Here is a 20,672-nt window from a genome sequence, read left to right as displayed (position 1 = left end):
CAATAAAATCAAGCTTAACGCTACCTGTCTGCTGTCGATTTCCGCTTCATGAGCGCGGTTTCCATAAATATGAGTTCGCCCTCGTTTGACGGTGACTGGATTCGTTCCAAAATACATGCGGCTCCACGTGCGCTAATCTGCTCAATCGGTCTTTTGACCGTCGTTAACGGCGGGGTCGTATACATCGAAAAGCCGATATCGTCAAAGCCAATGACAGAGATGTCGTCCGGTACTTTTAAGCCGTGCTCGAATACTGCGTTCATCGCCCCGATAGCCATATCATCGTTAGAGCAAAACACCGCCGTCGGTGGTTCCTCCAAGGAAAGCAACTGCTTCATCGCTTGGCTTCCACTTTCGGTGTCATAATGGCCATGCATGATGTATTCGTGCCGAATCGGCTTGCCGCTGTCAATCAGCGCATTCATGAAGCCCTCGCGCCGTTGCTGGGTGGACTTAAAGCCTTCTACCCCTTCAATGATCGCGATGCGTTCATGACCGCTTTCAATGAGAAAAGAAACTGCTGCATAGGATCCTTCCTTATCGTTCGAAATGACATTCACAATGCCTGCCCCGGGCACTTGCCGATTCAGCACGACGAGCGGAATGCCCTGACCGAGCACATGATAAATAAACGGGTTGTCCGCCTCGCTCTGACTCATCAGGATGATGCCATCAAAACGCTTGCGGTGAATGGCCGAAAAATCGGCGTAATCGTCAATCCCTCGCACAAACAGATTGTAATCCACCCCAATGACATGATTCACTCCACGGATGGTGTCCGCAAAAAAGCTGGAGCTGGTGCCTTCTGAAATACTGGTGAAAAACAGACCAATCGTATGCGAGCGCTGGAGGACAAGGCTTTTGGCGTTAAAATTAGGAATGTAATTGAGTTGCTCCGCCAGCTCCATAATTTTGCGCTTGGTATCTTCTTTGATCAGTGGGCTATTGTTGAGCGCCCGGGAGACGGTCGTATGGGAAACATTCGCCAATTTGGCAATGTCTTTAATGGTAGCTGCCATATACGTATCCTTTCTTTACTGAGGCTCTAAAAAATTATATACCCACCATACCACAAGAGCCGCCCGGAAAAGAAGACTTTCACAAATTATACGCGGTTATCAGCATGTCGACGCTGTAGCTCTTGAACCATTTCTGCATGTCTGCTGTCTGTCAGCTTGTACATTTTACCGATTACCAGCATAGCAATGAGCAGGGCAACAGCAGGATAGAGACACAGCAGCGCCTTAATTCCGAGCAGCGTTCCAGAGGTTTGAACCACATTCGGGACATACCCGATAAGCGCCAGCCCAATACCGGAAAGAAAGCCGGATAAGGATTGAGCCAATTTACGTGAGAAATTAAACAACGAGTAGGTAATCCCTTCTTTCCGCTCCCCGGATGACCATTCACCGTAGTCAATGATATCGGATACAAAGGCCCACGTAACCCCGTTAGGAATGCTAATACCAATGAACGAAATACTGGCCAGAATGGTGAAAATATATACATTCGATGGCATAAAGAAGTTCATAGAGTCGGCAATGACACTGACCAGCATCCCAAGCATGGCTGTTTTTCGTTTACCGAAGCGCCGCACCAGTTTGGGCAAGAACAACACACCCAGCAACGACGAACCGATAATAATAAAATTCATATAAGCCATTAATTCTACATGCCCCAAATTATATTCGGCAAAATAGATCAGCAGCGCGGACTTGATATTGTACGCGGAAATGGTAAAAATCGTCATCAAAACGAGTACCAGCAGAGGCTTGTTCGTCGTAAAGGTATGCACGATCACACCAAAAGAGAGTTTTTCCTTGGGTCCCGACTGACTGACAATACGCTCCTTCGTTCCCCAATAACATATCATGAAAGCGATCACACCAATAAGTGACATGATTCCCATCACAACAGGATACCCCACATGATGGTTGGGAAACAGCAAAATAAGCGGCATAACGATGACACTGGTTACGAATAAAGCGCCCAGTGAGCCTGCCTGACGGAAGGATGATAACGAAGCCCGCTGAATGGTATCCTGCGTAATAGCCGCACCCAGTGAACCATACGGAATATTTACAATAGAGTAGCCAATTCCCCAGATCATATAAGATGCATAGGCATAAATGAGCTTGCCAGTTGGTGAAATGTTCGGTGAAATAAAGGTTAGAACCGTAAGAATTGCAAGGAGAACGCTTCCAACGATAAGAAAGGGTCTGAATTTCCCGCGTGGACCAATATGCTTGCGATAATCGACAAAGGACCCGACAATAGGATCGCAGATGGCAGCAAACAGCTTGCTGACCAGAAAAATGCCTGCGGCTGCTCCTGCTGAAACACCTGCTACATCCGTAAAGAATTTCAACAGGTACAACTGTCCTAAATCAAACATGAACCCGTTTCCAAAGTCACCCATACCGTAAGAAATCTTTTCTTTCAGGCTGATTTGCTCACCTGTCTTGTTGTCAGTTTGGATGCTCTCCTGAACGATAGGCACTCCCATACCCTGCTCACTCCTCTATCTTTGTAATTATTTTCACATACTTAATGATACGTATTCTGTTTTCAATCCCCCTTACCCGGAGCTTGAAAATACTCTAGGCAAGGGCATCTATTGAAATATGAATTTACAAGTTCATTCTGTATATCATCATTTGCTGTGAACCGCTGTCGGAAAATTAAAATATTGCTTGGCATTGTTGTAGCAAATATTTTGTACCATGGCTCCGAGCAGATCCAGATCCTCAGGCGCCTTGCCCTCCTGAACCCAGGTTCCGATCAGATCACACAGTATACGTCGGAAATATTCGTGGCGTGTGTAGGACAGGAAGCTACGAGAATCCGTTAGCATACCGATAAAGCGAGACAGCACTCCGTAGTTAGCCAGCAGCTTCATCTGCTCCTGCATGCCTTCGATATGATCGTTATACCACCATGCAGTGCCAAACTGGATTTTCCCCACAGTTCCGCCGGATTGGAAGCAGCCCGCGAGACTTGCCAGCACTGGATAATCAACTGAATTAAGCGAATACAAAATCGTTCGCGGCAATCCTCCTGCCTGCTCCTGCGCGTCCAGCAATGCCGCCAGCGGGCCGGCGATGGAGCCGTCATTTACAGCATCGTAGCCTGTATCCGGTCCCAAACGACGGAACATGGCAGTGTTATTGTTACGCAACGCGTGAATATGATACTGCATTGCCCAGCCATGCTCTGCATACTGTTTCCCAAGGAATACCAGGACGTACGATTTATATTTCGCCTCTTCTATTGGGGTTACATGGCCTTCCTCCAGCGCCTTGCTGTATATCGCTGCCGCTTCCTCACGTGTCGTTTCTTCATAAACGACTGTATCCAGCGCATGATCGGACACCCGTCCTCCGACAGCATGGAAGTGACGCACCCGGCTCGCCAGCGCGTTCAAAAATCCTTCCAGACCGGAAACATCCAGTCCGCTCACTTCACCCAATCGAGCCACCCAAGGCTGGAATGTCTCACGATTGATCTCCAGCGCTTTGTCCGGGCGGAAGCTTGGCAGTACAGCCACCGGAAAATCGGCCAGTTTGCCAATTTGCTTATGATATTCGAGATGGTCCGTCGGATCATCCGTAGTGCATACAACGGTTACCTTTGAATTCACAATCAGATCACGTGCCCCAAAGCCCTTCCCTTGCAGCTTTTGGTTCACCTTTTCCCAAATCACAGATGCATTCTGTTCGTTCAGCAGCTCATGGACACCAAAAAAGCGCTGAAGCTCCAAATGCGTCCAATGATATAGCGGGTTGCCGATCAGTGTAGGTACGGTTTTGGCCCAAGCCAAAAATTTGTCATAGTCTTCCGCATCTCCGGTAATCAGGCGCTCCTCCACTCCATTGGCCCGCATGAGTCTCCACTTGTAATGATCTCCGTACAGCCAAGCTTCCGTAATGTTTTTGAACGTTTTATTTTCGTAAATTTCCTGTGGACTTAAATGACAGTGATAGTCAATAATCGGCAGATCCTCGGCATACTGATGATACAAAATTTCAGCCGTCGGATTGCTCAACAAAAAGTTGTCGTCTAAAAATGCTTTGGTCATGGCTCATTCTTCCCTTCTATAATCATGTTTCTTAGTAATTGTTAACGTGAACAAAAATGAATTCAATTTTGCTGCTATTCAGTAATAGATTCTACAACGCACAAAGGTTACCTTCTATATCGGATGATACCGCTATAAAATGAAACCTGCATGTCGAATCATCGTTGATTACTTCTTCTTAAATTTAATGTTTACGTTAACAACAATTACATTGTAACCGCTATCCTTTGCAGAGGAAAGTGATTTTTATCATGAGGAGGAACAAAAACCATACCTGCCTCAACTTCGACTGATCTGTTTTCTCCGTCCACCTTTATTTCAGACTATAACCCAGTCTGCACAGACTCGTGTTTCAAACGAGCTGATCCGGCACAAGCCTCTTCCCCTTCATCTTGTCATTTTCAATAACAATGACCCTCACTTATTTTTCGGCGTGAAAATGGTTTTCAAACCCTTAATTACCAAGTATATATATTTTTCAATCCACCCTCTTAAACCGATATTTGAAAACGTTTTTTTATTTTTCAATCTTTTTCAGAAAATATTCTTCTTGAAAATACCAGTTATTGTATTATAATTGTCATATGCAACCAATGTTTTACATTGAAAGTATTTCATAATCATATTCCAAAGAAAAGGTGATCGCGTTGAGTACAAAAGTGCAAGCTATCCATGCTAAAACCGCTACAAAAGGAGCCGACCTCGTTGTCGATTGCTTGATTAAACAAGGTGTAACACACATTTTTGGTATTCCAGGTGCCAAGATCGACTCGGTTTTCGATGTCCTTCAAGAACGCGGCCCGGAGCTGATCGTATGCCGTCACGAGCAAAATGCCGCCTTTATGGCAGCAGCCGTCGGTCGCCTAACTGGTAAACCGGGCGTATGTCTCGTTACTTCCGGCCCCGGTGCGTCGAATTTGGCTACAGGACTTGTCACCGCAAATGCGGAAAGTGATCCCGTCGTCGCTCTCGCTGGTGCAGTTCCAAGATCCGAACGTTTGAAGCGCACCCACCAATCCATGGATAACGCCGGGTTATTCGAGCCTATCACCAAATACAGTGTGGAAGTGGAGCATCCGGATAGTGTGCCAGAAGCCATTACCAACGCATTTCGGATTGCGACCTCAGCACAGCCTGGAGCAACCTTTGTCAGTCTACCGCAGGACGTGTTGACTTCGTCATCCGAAGTAACCGCCATTGAGAAGCTTTCCCTTCCACAGCTTGGAACCGCACCAGCCGGGCTTATCAAACAAGTAGCAGGCCAAATCAGCCATGCCAAGCTGCCTGTTCTTTTACTCGGTATGAAAGCCAGCACTCCCGAAGCTACAGCAGCCATCCGCGCACTCATTCAGAACACAGATCTGCCTGTCGTCGAAACCTTCCAGGCTGCCGGAGCCATTTCCCGCGAACTGGAGGACCACTATTTTGGCCGAGTGGGCTTGTTCCACAATCAGCCGGGTGACATGCTCCTTGGAGCCGCAGATCTGGTGCTGACCATTGGCTATGACCCCATTGAATACGATCCGAAAAACTGGAACATTCCTGCAAACCGAACCCTCATTCATCTCGATGATCATCAGGCGGATATCGACCATGATTATCAACCGGATTACGAACTGATCGGTAATATAGCTCTGATCGTGCGGAGTCTCGCAGAAGAATTGCCTGCATTAAAGCTGTCTGAAACCTCATGCGCCCAACTGAACCGTCTCCGCCACGATCTAAATGAGCAAGCTGCCGTCCCTGCTCGCAAGCACGACTATCTGATTCATCCATTGCAATTCATTCGTACGCTGCGCAGCCTGATTGATGATCATGTCACAGTCACCTGTGATGTTGGTTCGCACTACATTTGGATGGCTCGGTATTTCCGCTCATATGAGCCGCGTCGCCTTCTGTTCAGTAACGGGATGCAGACGCTAGGTGTAGCTCTTCCCTGGGGCATTGCTGCCACTCTCGTCAATCCTGGTCAAAAAGTCGTTTCCATTTCCGGCGACGGAGGATTTCTTTTCTCATCCATGGAACTTGAAACCGCCGTACGTCTCAACTCCCCACTGGTGCACATCGTATGGAGAGACGGTGCCTACGACATGGTCGCTTTTCAACAACAGATTAAATATGGCAGAACCTCCGGCGTAGAATTCGGGGATGTAGATGTCGTGAAATATGCCGAAAGCTTCGGGGCAACCGGATTGCGTGTACATTCCCCTGAAGAACTGGAAAGCGTATTGCAACAGGCACTACATACCGATGGCCCCGTGGTCGTCGATATTCCGATTGATTATCAGGATAATGTCCAGTTGGGACGTAAACTGCTGCCCAATCAGTTAAACTGACTTCACTGTTACCCAATCGTGACGACTTCGTGACAATAAATGAAGTTTAACGTTTTTTCATGAGTTTTTTGAGTTGTTCATGTTATTTACTGAAAATTTACGTTTATTATTGAAAATAAAAGAAAATAAATGCATCCAATCACAAAAGGAAGTGTATTGCCATGACCATTGCAGAACTGGAAACAAAGCAAGAAGCTGATCATGATATTTACCAAACGTCCACGATGCTCGCTTTATTGGATGGTCTTTATGACGGAGTCGTTTCCTTCAAGGAACTGCAAAAGCACGGGGATTTCGGGCTCGGTACCTTTGATCAACTGAATGGTGAGATGATTGCGTTTGATGGTGAGTTTTATCACTTGCTGCCAGACGGTACGGCCCATCGTGTAAAACCGGAAGAGACAACTCCCTTTTCCACAGTCACCTTTTTCCGTGAAGATTTCACATACACTATTGACCGTTCCATGTATCGTGAAGAGCTGGAAGCCCTGCTGCTAAAGTTGTTCCCAAGTCGTAATCTGTTCTACGCCTTCCGTATGGACGGCACTTTTCGTGAAGTGAAGACACGCACCGTGCCTCACCAGGTGAAGCCTTACAAGCCTTTTATCGAAGTAACCAAATCACAGCCAACGTTCTCTTTTAACGACGCTTCCGGCGTGATTACCGGGTTTTGGACACCTGCTTACGCTCAGGGAATTGGAGTGGCCGGGTTCCATTTGCACTTTATTAACGACGAACGCACCGGAGGCGGGCATGTCTTTGATTTTGTTGTCGACAAGTGTACAATCCGTGTTTGCCAAAAATCCAATCTGCACCTCGTCCTGCCCGATACACCGGATTATTTGACCGCCAACCTGTCCAGAGAAAATCTGGAGAAAGAAATCGCCGTTACTGAAGGTGTGCAATAATTACAGGGTATGACTCAACAAGGTACAATAGAATTTGTTATGAATGAGATTCTACATTATACAGAAACCAAAAGATCGCAGCCTGGAAGAGATGCTTGATGCTCTCCGGCTGCGATCTTTTCTAATATGCAATTCTGAAAATGCTCGATGTTGGTTAGTCTGTTGTCTTTTTCATCATTTCATACTTACGTCTCAATCTGATCTAGCTTATCGGCATAATATTGAATCGCGCGTGAGTAGGCTTGTGTCGATGAGTCCGAGGTCGTTTCAGCCAGCTCCATGAGCAGCCCCTCCATCGCCTTCCCGTATTCACCCAGATTATATAACACCATCGCATAAAATACCCGAAAGGGCCTGTAATCTGAAAATTCGTCCATCCCGGTTTCCAGCCAGACTTTGGCTTTGGCGTACTCTCCCAGTACACGATATGTACTGCCTAATCCCAGAATGGCTCCTTTCCTTGATTCTGCGGACAACGTCATACCTAGACTTTTTTCATAAAAAGAGACTGCTTCCCTCTCCAGGCCTAAAGCATCATGCGTCCAGGCTGTCTGATACCATAGCTCTGCATCATTGGGCTCCTGCTCCAGTGCCTTTAGTAGAAGCTCACGCGCTTCCTCTGCCTGTCCTGTGCGTCTTAGCTCACTGGCTTTTGCAATAATTTGATCCATGCTAATCCTCCAACTCTTTACCATTCCCCCATCCATACGGATTGGAGAACCTTTAAATGCGGATGCCTAAGGACTACATACTAATGTAGTTATTCTACCCTATTTCAATAGGATTGATAAATCGCTGTATTTCAGATTGAGACCATTAAGACATGCCAAATCGTCTTCCTCTCATTAACAAAGCTTCATTGCATTGTTGTATGAGGCAATTATCTAATCGTCTATGAAAACAAAAAAGCCGCTAAAGTAGCGACTTATTATTATAAATGCATGTTCTTGTCTTCCGACAGTTACGGCTTATTTAACATGTAATGATCCTGCGCTCAGTATTCCTGCTACACACTGAGAGTCGAAAATACGGGAAAGCTCCTCGACTGCCGTCAAGTACAACAGCCCGTTGCCTTCCAGCTTGGCAGAATGGCCGAGTGGAATGGTGCGTTTGATCAGTTGGGCGTATAGCTCCGGCTCGGTGAGATTCCGTTCAAAGCTCGCGTTCGCCAACTGCTTAATCAGTGCCAAAGCACCTGCTACATGCGGGGTAGCCATTGAAGTACCGCTGAAGGTCGCATATTTGCCGCCCGGAACGGTAGACAGAATATCTTCTCCCGGCGCAACCAAATCCACCTCATTATTGGAGTTGCTGAAATCGGAAGCATGTCTGTCAAAGTTTACAGCGCCTACGCTGATCACCTCGTTATAGCAGCCGGGATAGCCCAGTTCGTCCGTTCTGTCGTCACCGTCTCCCTCATTACCTGCTGCGCAGACGACCAAAATTTGGTTCGCTACCGCCTTCTGCACCGCTTCATGAAGCTCAGGCACATCCTCGGGGCCGCCAAGCGACATCGAGATGATGTCTGCCTTTTGCTCAATCGCATAATGAATGCCCTGAATGATCCAGTCGTATTGACCGGAGCCTTGCTTGTTCAGGACCTTGATAATGAGCAAATCCGCCTCCGGGGCGACACCCACCACACCATCTCCATTTTCTGCTGCCGCGATTGTGCCTGCTACATGCGTACCGTGACCGTTGTAATCCGTGAAAATGTTTGGATCACTGTCATCATCATCCGTGAAGTTCCGGCCACCAATAATGCGTTCCTTCAAATCAGGATGGTCCGCATCACAGCCCGTATCCAGTACTGCCACCTTCACTCCCTGGCCTCGGGCTCGGCTCCACACCGCAGGGGCCTGAATCAGCTCCACCCCTCGCGGTATTTCATTCACCTGTTGCTCCTGCTTGATCACTTGGTAAGGAATGATATACACTTTACGTTCCATCCTATTCCCTCCTTCATGGATTCAATCGGAAACCATCCGTCTTTAAAACTTTCAAAACCGAAACTTGCAAAACCTCTACTGAAACTCTTGTTTGAGGTTACTATATTCTAGCAATTTTTGAAAAGTTTGAACATCCCCTTTTGTTTATTTTTGTAAAAACATAGACATCCCCCATATCCATGGAGAATGCCTATGTTAAAAGAGCCAGAGCAACTACAGCTTCAAATGTCAGCCTGACAACGAATCCGCTTGAAGCTCAGCCTTGGACAACAGCGACTTGTGCTGCCACTTCCGACCTTTCCAGCGCAGATAGTGGAAAATGCCTCGTACCCACTCATCACAGGCATGTGCAATCCACACCCCAAGCACACCATATCCCAGATGAATGCCCAGCACATATGCCAACGGAATTTTGATCCCCCACATCGAGATGATCGCCATCATCAGCGGAAACTGTACATCCCCCGCCGCCCGCAAGGAGTTAATGACGACATGATTGAACACACGGCCTGGCTCCAGCAGTATACAGAACAGCAAAATCGCTGCCCCCAGTTGAATAATCGCCGGCTCATCCGTAAAGATCGCCATCACTTCATACCGGAAAAAGGATACCACCACGATCACCGCAATCGTAATGACCAGCGACCATTTCAGGCTGCGCAGTAGTTGGTGATACGCCTTTTCCTTATCTCCTGCACCTATCAGGCGAGCAACAATAATTTCCGTCCCCTCACCCACTGCCATTCCGAACACCATAAAAAAGTATACTATCGTATTCGTATAAAAATGAGTAGCAATCGCCGTTGTGCCCATGAAGCTAACAAACCGGGTCACCATCATTTGGCTGAGTTGATAAGACAACCATTCCAGTCCCGCCGGGATGCCGATTTTCAGGATGGCCACCAGCTTGCTCCATTGAAGCTGTACATAATACTGGAGGCGAATCGGCGCACTTACACGTTTGTATAACAGAATAAAAATCCAGACACAGGCTACAGCGCGGCTAATTACCGTTGAAATCGCTGCTCCGGCCACGCCCATTTGCGGCAGACCCAACCAGCCGTAAATCAGCAACGCATTCCCCACAATATGCAAAATGTTCATACCAATGCCCACGATCATCGTATCTTTCGTAAAACCGTGTGAACGAATCACCGGACCTGCGGTTAGCATAAGCGCTTCGAGAAACAGCGAACCCCCTGCCAGCATCATATAGATCTCGGCATTTTCCTTAATCGTCGGGGTAATATGGTAAAAGGACAGCAGAAAATCCCGGCTCACAATAAACATCAAGCTCAGCGCCAAACCGAATATCAGATTGAAGGTCAGGGCAGAGGCCGTAACACGGCTCGCATCCACATGCTTTTGTGCACCCAATAGCTGAGCGATGATGACACCTACTCCAAGACCGAGCAGATTGAACAAAATAATCGTAAATTCAATCAGTTGTCTCGACACACCCACAGCCGACACAACCTCGTCCGACACATGGCTCAGCATGAACGTATCCACACTACCCATCAAAATATGAAACAGCATTTCTATAAAGATCGGCCAAGTGATTGCAAAAACTGTCATCGTTTTCACAACTTGTGCTTGCTTGGAGCCGTTTTCCTGCGAAAGTGACATACTTATGTATTCCTCCCAGATGTGAACCCTGCATATTACTCAATCATAAAAAGTCATGTGCTTTTTCTCATTTTTATAATATTCCAGGCGATCCTGCAATTGCCCTGTATGGAATTCAAACTTATGTCCGTCCGGATCTGTAAAATAGACTGACCTTTTGTCCTGTTCATTCCGCTCTCGCCCGGGCAAAATTGTGACATTGAAAGCTCTCAGCTTGTTAAGCATATCCTCAAAATCCGCTTCCGCTACCGAAAATGCAACATGCGTATAGGAATGATGAATTTCATTTCTCGGGATATCCTCCTCCACATTGAGAGCCAGCCACATGCCCAGGCAGTCAGATAAGCCAGCTTACGTCCTTTGACAAGCAGCTTTCCATCTAATACATTTTGATAAAAATGTATCGACTTCTCCAAATCTGACACCGAAAAGCAAATATGATTCCATCCTTGTATACTCATATTCCCTATTCCTTTCAGCGAACCCTGTTCAGCCAATAAGTCCACGCTTCTGTATATTGATCGAGATCTTTTGGGTGGTGCCGAATGCAGGTAGCTATTCGAAAATATAATCCCTGTAGCACCTCCCTGTTCAGCTCGAAACTCCTACCACCGGATCATTCTGCTTGATCACATATCGCGGCCTGATTCCGTCCATGATGGCAGTCACTTCGCTTGAGGTTCCTCCAGTCAGGGATTTGAGTTCTTGCATATGGCCTTCAAGTATACCTGCTTCCTGAAGCTCCTTTAAGATCAGTTGAACGTCCATCAAAAGCCTCCCCTCATCCATGCCTCTGATTCACTACGCGACTGACGCTGGGATTCATCGCTATGATTCAATCCGTTCGCCAGTCGCACCTGCTTTAAAAAGAAATCTTTTCATGCTCCGCATAAATTTCAAGCGCACGCTCCATTTTATGGACATATTCCTCATCCTGACTGGTACACAGGAACGTAATGTGTCCCTCCTGCGATTGACCCGCTTTTGCCGGAGATACCAGCAAATTGCGTTCAGACAATACCTGTTTTAATCGTCTGACCGTTCCCTGACTCCCGTCGATTAGCTGAATATGGGAAGGCAGCAACCCCTTCAAGATCTCCTTATAAAAAGGATAGTGTGTACATCCCAAAACGACTGTACCGTATAAGTTCAGATCGAACGCAGCCAGCTTACCGTTAAAATATTCGGCCATTACTGCCCGGTCAAAATTTAACTGCTCACAATAATGCACCAGTTCGGGCAAAGGCAACGAATCCACACTTCCATGATCGTCAACTCTGGATACCAGCGCTGCATAACCGGATTGTTTTAATGTCAACGGCGTGGCTAACACCAGCACTCTTTTACCATTCGCTCGATTCATCTCCACCGCAGGCTTCACGGCAGGCTCCATACCAATGATCGGAATATGATATTCGTTCCTCAGCTCTGCAACCGCTATGCTCGTGGCTGTATTACAGGCAATGACCAGCGCCTTAACATCCTCTTTTAAAATCGTTTGTACCGAAGCCTTGACGTATCCGCACACCTCCTGCGGTGTTTTCGTCCCGTAAGGAACATGAAGCGTATCCGCCAAGTATACAAAATTTTCGTTTGGCAGCCGTCGGAAGGCCTCAGATAATACCGTAATTCCACCCAATCCTGAATCAAAAAAACCAATCTTCAAGCTACTCACCTTTTTTCGTTCATCTGTTGTGTCTATCCTGTTGACAACATAATTTCATTCTTTGCCTATGGAATCCATTCTTCCAATCGGCTCATACTTAAATTTTACCGCAAAACTGATATTTTGCAAAAGAAACACATAAATTTTATAGTGTAAAAAATAAAGTAGCTTGTTAAAATAAATTTAATATAAAAGTGTTGACAGATATTATCTTTATATTGTAATATTACGAGGTAAATGACTTACTTAACTTACCTAGGGGGAAATAAATCATGTCTAAAGTACTATTTGTCAAAGCTAACGATCGTACAGCCGAAGAATCCGCAACCGTTAAATTGTATAACGCCTTCGTGGAAAGCTACAAAGCTTCCCATCCATCCGATGAAATCACTGAACTGGACCTGTTCTCCGTCGAGCTTCCTTATTTGAACGCCAACATGATTAACGGCACGTTCAAATCCGCTAGAGGCTTGGAGCTGAACGCTGAAGAAGCTCGCCTGGCGGGCGTAGCTAACGGCTACCTTGATCAATTCCTGGCAGCAGACAAAGTCGTATTCGCTTTCCCGCTTTGGAACATGACGATTCCAGCTGTACTGCATACTTACATTGACTACCTGAACCAAGCTGGTAAAACGTTCAAATACACTGCTGAGGGTCCAGTTGGTCTCGTAACTGAAACGAAAGTAGCCCTGTTGAATGCAAGAGGCGGCGTATACTCCGAAGGTCCTGCTGCTGCTGCTGAAATGTCTTTGAACTTCATGAGCAACATCTTATCCTTCTTCGGTGTGAAAGACATCGTGAAGGTTGTACTGGAAGGACATAACCAAGCTCCAGATCAAGCACAAGCCATTGTTGAAGCCGCTGTACAAAGTGCAACAGAAGCTGCAAAATCGTTCTAATCCTATATATATGAACAAAAGAGGATATTCGCCCCTTGGTGGGAGGATATCCTCTTTTTTATTATAACGTATGAAAAACACGTGCTCCCCTGACATGAATCCAGTGAAAAGCACGTGTTTGTTATGCAATACCTTGTATGTTAAGGAATGAACTGCTGCACGATTTTAACGACCTTACCCTCACGCAACGTCACATGGTATGGAAATTGGCTGAGATCCAATACATCTTTTTTGGCAAAATCTTTTTCAAATTGTGCCAAAGGGATCGATTCGTTCCATTTTACATCTGTATCTTCTATACGACCTGTATGATCATAAATTTGTACCTCTACCGAAGCATCTGGCGCAACCTGATACACATCATTTTGCACAGAATTGTTTATGATGTAGTAACCGTCTGGTGCTCCATCCAACCCTGTGTTTCCTTCATGCTCCAGGAACGCCTTGTCTGCTGCCTTACCTTCATACCATTCAATTGGATCTGCCGACAAATAGATTTGTCCGTTACGCATCTCCATTTGGTTTATATATACGGTCTCCTGATTTTCGGCAGGTACTACGGGCGTGTAGCCTTGTGCTGTTGCTCCCGCCGCCGTCATAAGCATCATCATTAAAGCCAATACTGTCCATTTCGAAGCTAGTCTCATCATGTCTGATCTCTCCTTACCGTCTGGGTATGTACACGGTGTCTGTAAGCTTCATTACCCTTATGCACTTACTATAAACGTTGTAAGGTTAAAAAGTGTATCAGAACCATAAAAAAGAAGTTACGATTTTTTAAGACTTGGTCTTAAAACTTGCTTACATGTCCCATTTACGGCTTATTATTTGATCAATCCGACCTGACGCGCCTGTTCTTCAGTGAGAATAAACTCTTCATTTTGCCACACCTCGTCCTCTTTGGTTACAGCGAACATGCCCATGATCTCTGTCCAGATTCCTTTGTCGGCGGCTTCCTTTTGTGTAATGATAATTTTCATGCAAATCCCTCCCCTTGTAAAATATATTCAATCCGCAAGCTTGTCCTGAATTTGCTTAATCATTGTCTGTTTATAACATATGTACCCTTTTTCAGCCGAAATTATTCGTATCTTAAATTAGAAGAACATACAGAAAAACATGCTAATGAAGTGTTCATACGATCATGCACCATAACAAGCCACCATCGAACTTCAATCAATGGTGGCAATAATCAGTATTAATATTCTATTTTTTGAACTGATGTGCTCCATGTTTCAAAAGGCAGCTTACTTTCGGGCGGGTATATTTGACTCATAATTATTGAACGATCTTCCATAGGCAAAGCAATTTGTTCATATATAAATTGGTCGTCAAATCCTATGATTGCTGCTTCTTCTTTTGTACATGCGTAGTAGACTGCATCAGGCCTTGCCCAATAAATGGCCCCAATACACATCGGGCATGGTTCACAGCTTGTATAGATCACACAACCATTTAATTGAAAATCATTTAAATTATTACATGCTTCTCGTATAGCCTGTACTTCTGCATGTGCTGTAGGATCGCAGGACGAGGTAACTTCATTAACCCCTCTTCCGATAATTTTTCCAGCCTTAACTACAATGGCACCGAATGGACCACCATGACCAGAAACAACATTTTGCTGGGCTAACTGGATTGCTTGATTCATTAAGTTTTCATTACTCACGGGATCATCCTCCTGCTATTCATTTCAAGGTCATTCATCCAATAAAAACGATAGTATCCGCCGTGTGTGAGTTTTAACCCTTGGTTCATGCCTTTTTCGGCCACTCGCCAACAAATTCAGCCTTATCATAGGCAAAGAAGTCTTTCAGAATCTCTTCGCGATCATCAAGGAATAGCTGATCTGCCACTGCCGACGCGAGCTTGGGTATAGCAAATCTCATGCCAGAAATCGCAGAAGCCGAGAGCCCGCAACTGACCAAAGCAGCATAGTTAAAAGCAAAAAGTCCATTCAGCAGTTTTGGGTCCTTGTCATCGCGGCTCAAGAAAGCAAAGCCCGGACTCAAATAAGGATGTGCATCAAGCAAAGGATTAGCTACCGCTTTCGGGGCCTTATAGCGGTCTTCCCAGCGCGCAATGTGGCTTTCGACAAGCCTCAACTCCGGTCGCAAAGCTGGATCGGAGAGGAGACCTGTGCTGATAACGAGAAAATCGAAGGTGAATTTACCTTGAGGCACAGTCACTGTCGCCCCTTCGTCCGCAGCCTCCACATCAAGCCATGGCGCACCCAAATGCAATTGGAAACCGGGCCACGAAACCGCACGCTCAAAGGTGTCATTGGTCGGCGGCTGACTGTGCTTGAAAAAATGGGCGATCACCGCATATTTCTCGGCATCCGACAGCGTAGCAAACCGTTCAATCATGCCGGACAATTCCATCTGACGGATCGGGTTGATCCTAGGCAGTTCCTTTCGGCGGACAAAAATATGGACCTCAGCCACTCCTTCCGCTAGTGCGAAATTGGCATTATCAAAGGCCGAAGCCCCACCACCCAATATAGCGATTCTCTTGCCTTTCAGCGAATCAAAGTCGATGATTTCCGAGGTGTGGGCATATAGGTGGTGCGGCAGTTTATCAGCAATCACGGGCGGAACATACCATTCTCCACCGCCCTGAATACCGGTGGCCAACACAACCTTGCGTGACAGCAATTGAGCAGATGGCGCTCTCGCCCCTTCGATATACAGGCGATGAACCCCACCCTCCACGGGCTCGATCAGCTTCAGCCTGACCTCATTAAGGACAGGCAGATCAAGGACCTTTCGATACCAGCGCAAGTAATTCATCCAGTCGCCCCGCGGAATCTTGACCACCTCTTCCCAGCCTTTCTGCCCGGCTTGTGCCTCCCACCAGGAGCGAAAGGTCAGCGAAGAAATCCCCAGGTCGATGGAGGTCAAATACTTGGGTGTTCTCAACGTCACCATGCGGGCATAGGTTTCCCACGGCCCTTCGGAGCCTTCCTTGTTTTCGTCGATAACGAGAATGTTGGAAACACGTTCTCGCAAAAGGCCGAAGGCTGCACCCAAGCCGCATTGTCCGCCGCCGACGATCACAACGTCATAGACATGCCCCTCAGGATGGCTCAGTGGGCGAACCCAGTTAGGTCCCCTGAAGTTGAGATACGAAAGATCGGTTATTACTCGTTCGTTTAAAGCCTCTAGGCTCATGATTGCTCATTCCTTTCAGCGGTCGGTAAGACGAAAGAGAGAGCGATCGGGCTGACGACCATGACCTTGGTTTCGATTACCGGTTTATTCATACGTATTCGCCATTCTGCTATAAACGTCCAATGCGGCCTGCGAAGCAGCTCCGATATGAACGGGGACGCGATGACGGAGCAATGCAGCCTCAAGTGCTCCAAGCAAGTGCAACACATTTTTTTTATTGCAGCTATATCCCATAGTGCCGATCCGCCATATTTTCCCTTTGAGCGACCCGAACGAGCTGGCGATTTCAATGCCGAATTCGTGAAGAAGCATCGTCCGAACAGATTCGCCGTCAACACCGTCCGGTATATTTACGCACGTAACCATCGGCATCTTGCAGCCAGGATCGCCGAACAGCGTTAATCCCATCGCACGAATTCCAGCCACCAATGCCGCTTCATGCTCCAGATGGCGGGCAAAACGCTGCTCCAACCCTTCTTCCAATACGAGACGCAAGCCTTCCCGCAGGGCGTACAGCATCGAAGTCGCTTCGGTATGATGGTTTAATCGGACTGGACTCCAATAGTCCTGAAGCTGGCTTAAATCCAGATAATTACTTTGAATTCTTTTACCGCTCCAACCGGTTTCCGTCTGGGGATCGCGCAACCCACGTTCGATTCGTTTTCGCTTCAATATTTTCGCTTCTGCTCGCTCATTATAGGTAACAGGTGCCATGCCTGCCGGAACGGAAAGACACTTTTGTGTTCCTCCGATCACAGCATCCAGCATCCACTCATCCGTCGCAACCTTCGTTCCACCGACCGTCGCAACCGCATCGACGACGAGAAGAACATCCAACTCCCGGCAAGCTTTCCCTATTTCCTTCAGCGGCTGCATACGTCCTGTCGATGTCTCGCCGTGGACGATCGCCACAATATCAGGACGCTCTTGACGGATCCTTTTCACCACTTGCTCCGGATCAAAGACTTGCCCCCATTCCTGCTCCATGGTAGAGATCTCGGCTCCGCAGCGTTCCGCAATTTCTACCAACAAATGGCCGAATCTGCCGTAGATCGGAACCAATACACGGTCTCCCGGTTCAATTAAGCTCGTCAGCACAGCTTCGATACCGGAACGAGATGTACCGTCAACCGAAAATGCCCAGTGATTGTTCGTTTGGAACAACGCCCTAATCATGTCCATCGTTTCATTCATGATGTCGGTAAATTCTGGATCAAACTGCCCCAAGATCGGAAACGACATCGCCCGCAGCACACGCGGATCCACCTCCACCGGTCCGGGGGTCATGATTGTACGAGGGGACGGTGACAGATCACGATACGTTTTCAAAGCGCTCCCCCCTGTCATAGGCCAATACATACAAGAGATCGGTTAGGACGGAAACACCAGCAGCAAGCTCCTTCGTGGACGTGTATTCATCGGGAGAGTGGCTGATGCCGCCGCGGCTAGGAACAAATACGAGTGCGGTTGGACAGACGGACTGCATCACTTGCGTATCGTGACCGGCACCGCTGAACATGCTGAGAAAGCTCAAATTTCTATGCATACAAATATGTTCCACCATTCGAGTCAGTTCTACGTCCATCATGACCGGCTCTGCGTTCATCCATTGGCTGAGAGCCAGCATAAGCCCCCGTCTGGCTGCAACTTCTTCGAAGCTTATTTTCACGGCTTGACAAAAAGCGGATAATTCCATAGATTCCGAATGCCGCACATCAAGCGTAAACGTGACTTTGCCGGGAATCACGTTAGATAAACCAGGGATCACTTCCAAGCTTCCTACGGTCGCTACCATCGGGGAGCCGTAGCTTTGCGCCAGCCCTTCGAGCAACTGAACCATTTCGGATACGCCCGCAAGCGCATCTCGCCGCAAGGCCATCGGCGTCGTTCCTGCATGATTTGCTTCACCTGTGACCTCGCACGTAAACCGCTTTTGCCCGACAATGCCTTTGACCACCCCAATCCCCTTCTCTTCCCGTTCAAGAACCTTTCCCTGCTCGATATGAAGCTCGATAAACGCTTGGATATCGTCCCGTTTTGCAGCGCGCCCAGCCTTGGAACCAAATCCTGCCGACATCATCGCTTCCCTTAGACTAACGCCTTCGGAGTCGCATATTTCCGGTACTTGATCGACCGAATAACGTCCTGAAACATTACCTGAACCCCAGTATGTTAACGGAAATCGGCTTCCTTCTTCTTCACAGAACGAGACGATCTCAAGGTTGCATTTCGGCCTTCCGTATCGTTCCAATAAAAACTGAAGAGCTGCTAACCCTGCGGCAATGCCGAAAGCCCCGTCATATTTGCCTCCATTTATGACGGTATCTATATGGGAGCCTGTCAGAATCGTTCCCCGATTCGGTTCCGTTCCTTCAATTCGTCCATAAAGGTTCCCTACTTCATCAAAGTAAACCTTAAGCCCGGCTTGCTTCATCCTGTCGTTTAGAGCCGTTTGCGCTTGTTTCCATGAATTCGAGTATAGAAACCGGGTAATACCTCCCCCGCCGTCTGCACCATATTCGGATAACCAATGCAATGTTTCTTCGATAGAAGCAGCTAATCGGTTGATATCCGGCAGCTCTTGCGGTAAGCGTGGTATGACATTGTTCACCATCTATCCCCTCCCTTTACGTTTGAATGGATGCAGCAGCATTCCCTTTCTCGACAGCGAAACTCCTTCACCCAACCTATATACCACTTCACCACGGCATAAAGTGGCAGTTACCCGGCAGTTCAATTGCCTACCAACATAAGGACTATGCTTATGACGGTAATACAAATCATTCGCGGCCAAGGTATACGGACTGTTCAAGTTGAAAATCGTCAAATCTGCATCCATTCCTACTTGAATCGTGCCTTTGCGGGGAAATAGACCAAAACGGCGGGCCGGATTTTCAGACAGCAGCCGAGATAACAAGGGTAAAGGAATCTTTCGTTTCAGGTGCCCTTCATCCAGAATCAGTTCCATCGAGCTCTGTGCTCCGGAAATGCCTCCCCAAGCTTGAAACCAGTCGTCGGATCGCTTTAACTCGGTCGGACACGGTGAATGATCCGAAGCGATCATGTCTATCTTCCCGGCAGCAATTGCCTTCCACATCTCTTCCCGTTCCGCTTCGGACCGGAGCGGCGGGGCACATTTCGAAATGGTTCCGAGGGACCCCATATCATCACAGGTCAGCATCAAGTAATGCGGACAAGTTTCCAACGTAACATTCATGCCTGTGCGTTTTGCCTGATCAATCAGCTCTACGGCTTGAAGATTGCTAATATGCACGAAATGCAGCGCGCAACCTGTTTGCTTCGCATAAAACAGTGCACGATGAACGGCTTCCAATTCCGCAAGTACCGGCCGTGATGCCGCATAATCGCGAAACCCGGTTTTGCCAGCATGCTGTGCTTCAGCGCCAAGCCCCGCTACCAGCGGCTCACTTTCTGCATGAAGGGCAAGAATACCGCCAATTGCAGCAATTCGCTGCATCCCCTCGTATAAGGTAACATCATCGACTCCCCGGAAAATGTCCTCTCCTTCTCCTCCCGGGTCGGACATAAAGGCTTTGAATCCGGCAACTCCTGCCTCTGCCAAAGCTTCTAGTGATTTCAGATTTCCTGGTACAAGTCCTCCCCAGAACGCGTAATCAATGTACGACTGACCATAGGCCAAAGCCGATTTTTGATTTAATGCGCTTAATGAAGTTGTAGGCGGCCGGCCATTTAGAGGCATGTCAATGTAGGCGGTGCATCCGCCTACAGCGAGCGATGCCGATCCACTGACAAAACCTTCCCAATTACCTAATGCCGGCTCGTTGAAATGAACATGAACATCTATCATTCCAGGCAGTACAAACTGTCCGCTTGCATCAATGACTTTGCATTCCTGCGATGGCTCCAGCAATTGCCGGAGTACGTGGATTTTTCCATTTTTAATTCCGATATCGAGAACATATACCCCATCTGGCAAAACGACTTGGCCTCCACGTATGATAACCTCCAGACACTCCGTCATAATCCATGCACCCACTTAACAAAAAATACAG

Annotated in this window: 18 protein-coding genes and 1 pseudogene; 3 read left to right on the top strand and 16 right to left on the bottom strand. The window is 47.3% G+C overall.

Features of this window, described 5'->3' with window-relative positions; genetic code table 11:
* Window positions 1-20: 20 nt before the first annotated feature.
* The 3 genes from C1I60_RS17435 to uxaC all read right to left on the bottom strand — a co-directional run bounded on the left by C1I60_RS17435 (window position 21) and on the right by uxaC (window position 4,078).
* Window positions 21-1,019 carry a LacI family DNA-binding transcriptional regulator gene (locus C1I60_RS17435; protein ID WP_137062873.1) on the bottom strand — a complete coding sequence of 333 codons (999 nt, stop codon included), beginning with the start codon at window positions 1,017-1,019 and terminating at the stop codon, window positions 21-23.
* A gap of 86 nt (window positions 1,020-1,105) precedes the next feature.
* Window positions 1,106-2,506, bottom strand: a complete 1,401-nt coding sequence (locus tag C1I60_RS17430; RefSeq protein WP_137062872.1) for a glycoside-pentoside-hexuronide (GPH):cation symporter — start codon at window positions 2,504-2,506, stop codon at window positions 1,106-1,108.
* 147 nt (window positions 2,507-2,653) lie between these two features.
* Window positions 2,654-4,078, bottom strand: a complete 1,425-nt coding sequence (gene uxaC, locus C1I60_RS17425) for a glucuronate isomerase (protein ID WP_137062871.1) — start codon at window positions 4,076-4,078, stop codon at window positions 2,654-2,656.
* A gap of 638 nt (window positions 4,079-4,716) precedes the next feature.
* Between uxaC and alsS the strand changes: the two genes are divergently transcribed.
* Together alsS and budA are read left to right on the top strand one after the other, a co-directional pair.
* Complete coding sequence (alsS, locus tag C1I60_RS17420) at window positions 4,717-6,414, top strand: acetolactate synthase AlsS (RefSeq protein WP_170970839.1); 1,698 nt, start codon at window positions 4,717-4,719, stop codon at window positions 6,412-6,414.
* 161 nt (window positions 6,415-6,575) lie between these two features.
* Window positions 6,576-7,322, top strand: coding sequence for an acetolactate decarboxylase (budA, locus tag C1I60_RS17415; RefSeq protein ID WP_137062869.1), 747 nt, complete (start codon window positions 6,576-6,578; stop codon window positions 7,320-7,322).
* Window positions 7,323-7,507: 185 nt separating this feature from the next.
* On the opposite strand, the gene C1I60_RS17410 is transcribed toward budA, so the two are convergent.
* The 6 genes and pseudogenes from C1I60_RS17410 to murI form a co-directional block, all read right to left on the bottom strand.
* Window positions 7,508-7,993 (bottom strand): tetratricopeptide repeat protein, encoded by a 486-nt coding sequence (locus tag C1I60_RS17410; protein ID WP_137062868.1) that lies wholly within the window; start codon window positions 7,991-7,993, stop codon window positions 7,508-7,510.
* Window positions 7,994-8,290: 297 nt separating this feature from the next.
* Window positions 8,291-9,271, bottom strand: a complete 981-nt coding sequence (locus tag C1I60_RS17405; protein ID WP_137062867.1) for a S8 family peptidase — start codon at window positions 9,269-9,271, stop codon at window positions 8,291-8,293.
* A 228-nt stretch (window positions 9,272-9,499) separates the two neighbouring features.
* A complete protein-coding gene (locus tag C1I60_RS17400; RefSeq protein WP_137062866.1) occupies window positions 9,500-10,900 on the bottom strand; it encodes an MATE family efflux transporter in 1,401 nt (466 codons plus the stop codon).
* A gap of 39 nt (window positions 10,901-10,939) precedes the next feature.
* Window positions 10,940-11,361 (bottom strand): annotated as a pseudogene (gene fosB / locus C1I60_RS17395) (metallothiol transferase FosB).
* Between the two features lie 130 nt (window positions 11,362-11,491).
* A complete protein-coding gene (locus tag C1I60_RS25775) occupies window positions 11,492-11,668 on the bottom strand; it encodes a hypothetical protein (protein WP_252361761.1) in 177 nt (58 codons plus the stop codon).
* A 94-nt stretch (window positions 11,669-11,762) separates the two neighbouring features.
* Window positions 11,763-12,566 (bottom strand): glutamate racemase, encoded by an 804-nt coding sequence (murI, locus tag C1I60_RS17385; protein ID WP_137062931.1) that lies wholly within the window; start codon window positions 12,564-12,566, stop codon window positions 11,763-11,765.
* 272 nt (window positions 12,567-12,838) lie between these two features.
* On the opposite strand from murI, the gene C1I60_RS17380 reads away from it, so the two are divergent.
* Window positions 12,839-13,465, top strand: a complete 627-nt coding sequence (locus C1I60_RS17380; RefSeq protein ID WP_137062865.1) for an FMN-dependent NADH-azoreductase — start codon at window positions 12,839-12,841, stop codon at window positions 13,463-13,465.
* 140 nt (window positions 13,466-13,605) lie between these two features.
* Here the strand turns inward: C1I60_RS17380 and C1I60_RS17375 are convergent, their stop codons facing one another.
* From C1I60_RS17375 to C1I60_RS17350, 7 genes are all read right to left on the bottom strand, one after another.
* Complete coding sequence (locus C1I60_RS17375) at window positions 13,606-14,115, bottom strand: hypothetical protein (protein WP_137062864.1); 510 nt, start codon at window positions 14,113-14,115, stop codon at window positions 13,606-13,608.
* Window positions 14,116-14,289: 174 nt separating this feature from the next.
* Window positions 14,290-14,445, bottom strand: a complete 156-nt coding sequence (locus tag C1I60_RS24565; protein ID WP_170970838.1) for a hypothetical protein — start codon at window positions 14,443-14,445, stop codon at window positions 14,290-14,292.
* Between the two features lie 218 nt (window positions 14,446-14,663).
* On the bottom strand, window positions 14,664-15,116 hold the full coding sequence (locus tag C1I60_RS17370) for a nucleoside deaminase (RefSeq protein WP_137062930.1): 453 nt from the start codon (window positions 15,114-15,116) through the stop codon (window positions 14,664-14,666).
* Between the two features lie 103 nt (window positions 15,117-15,219).
* Window positions 15,220-16,638, bottom strand: coding sequence for an NAD(P)-binding domain-containing protein (locus C1I60_RS17365; RefSeq protein WP_137062863.1), 1,419 nt, complete (start codon window positions 16,636-16,638; stop codon window positions 15,220-15,222).
* A gap of 84 nt (window positions 16,639-16,722) precedes the next feature.
* Complete coding sequence (locus C1I60_RS17360; protein ID WP_137062862.1) at window positions 16,723-17,967, bottom strand: pyridoxal-phosphate-dependent aminotransferase family protein; 1,245 nt, start codon at window positions 17,965-17,967, stop codon at window positions 16,723-16,725.
* The gene (allC, locus tag C1I60_RS17355) at window positions 17,951-19,249 is read right to left on the bottom strand and encodes an allantoate deiminase (protein ID WP_252361760.1); all 1,299 of its coding nucleotides are present in this window, start codon (window positions 19,247-19,249) and stop codon (window positions 17,951-17,953) included. Before allC ends, C1I60_RS17360 begins: the two co-directional genes overlap by 17 nt.
* 3 nt (window positions 19,250-19,252) lie before the next feature.
* A complete protein-coding gene (locus C1I60_RS17350) occupies window positions 19,253-20,641 on the bottom strand; it encodes an allantoinase (protein WP_137062929.1) in 1,389 nt (462 codons plus the stop codon).
* Window positions 20,642-20,672: the final 31 nt, after the last annotated feature.

This window comes from Paenibacillus terrae, from assembly GCF_005217525.1.
Classification (GTDB): Bacteria; Bacillota; Bacilli; order Paenibacillales; family Paenibacillaceae; genus Paenibacillus; species Paenibacillus terrae_C.
This window is presented reverse-complemented; position numbering and strand designations above follow the sequence as displayed.

Coding starts and splice junctions, on each gene's coding strand:
- C1I60_RS17365 (WP_137062863.1), bottom strand. CDS start 16,638: ATGAGCCTAGAGGCTTTAAACGAACGAGTAATAACCGATCTTTCGTAT.
- C1I60_RS17400 (WP_137062866.1), bottom strand. CDS start 10,900: ATGTCACTTTCGCAGGAAAACGGCTCCAAGCAAGCACAAGTTGTGAAA.
- C1I60_RS17430 (WP_137062872.1), bottom strand. CDS start 2,506: ATGGGAGTGCCTATCGTTCAGGAGAGCATCCAAACTGACAACAAGACA.
- uxaC (WP_137062871.1), bottom strand. CDS start 4,078: ATGACCAAAGCATTTTTAGACGACAACTTTTTGTTGAGCAATCCGACG.
- C1I60_RS24565 (WP_170970838.1), bottom strand. CDS start 14,445: ATGAAAATTATCATTACACAAAAGGAAGCCGCCGACAAAGGAATCTGG.
- C1I60_RS17350 (WP_137062929.1), bottom strand. CDS start 20,641: ATGACGGAGTGTCTGGAGGTTATCATACGTGGAGGCCAAGTCGTTTTG.
- C1I60_RS17375 (WP_137062864.1), bottom strand. CDS start 14,115: ATGATGAGACTAGCTTCGAAATGGACAGTATTGGCTTTAATGATGATG.
- C1I60_RS17405 (WP_137062867.1), bottom strand. CDS start 9,271: ATGGAACGTAAAGTGTATATCATTCCTTACCAAGTGATCAAGCAGGAG.
- C1I60_RS25775 (WP_252361761.1), bottom strand. CDS start 11,668: ATGGACGTTCAACTGATCTTAAAGGAGCTTCAGGAAGCAGGTATACTT.
- budA (WP_137062869.1), top strand. CDS start 6,576: ATGACCATTGCAGAACTGGAAACAAAGCAAGAAGCTGATCATGATATT.
- C1I60_RS17410 (WP_137062868.1), bottom strand. CDS start 7,993: ATGGATCAAATTATTGCAAAAGCCAGTGAGCTAAGACGCACAGGACAG.
- C1I60_RS17370 (WP_137062930.1), bottom strand. CDS start 15,116: ATGAATCAAGCAATCCAGTTAGCCCAGCAAAATGTTGTTTCTGGTCAT.
- C1I60_RS17380 (WP_137062865.1), top strand. CDS start 12,839: ATGTCTAAAGTACTATTTGTCAAAGCTAACGATCGTACAGCCGAAGAA.
- C1I60_RS17435 (WP_137062873.1), bottom strand. CDS start 1,019: ATGGCAGCTACCATTAAAGACATTGCCAAATTGGCGAATGTTTCCCAT.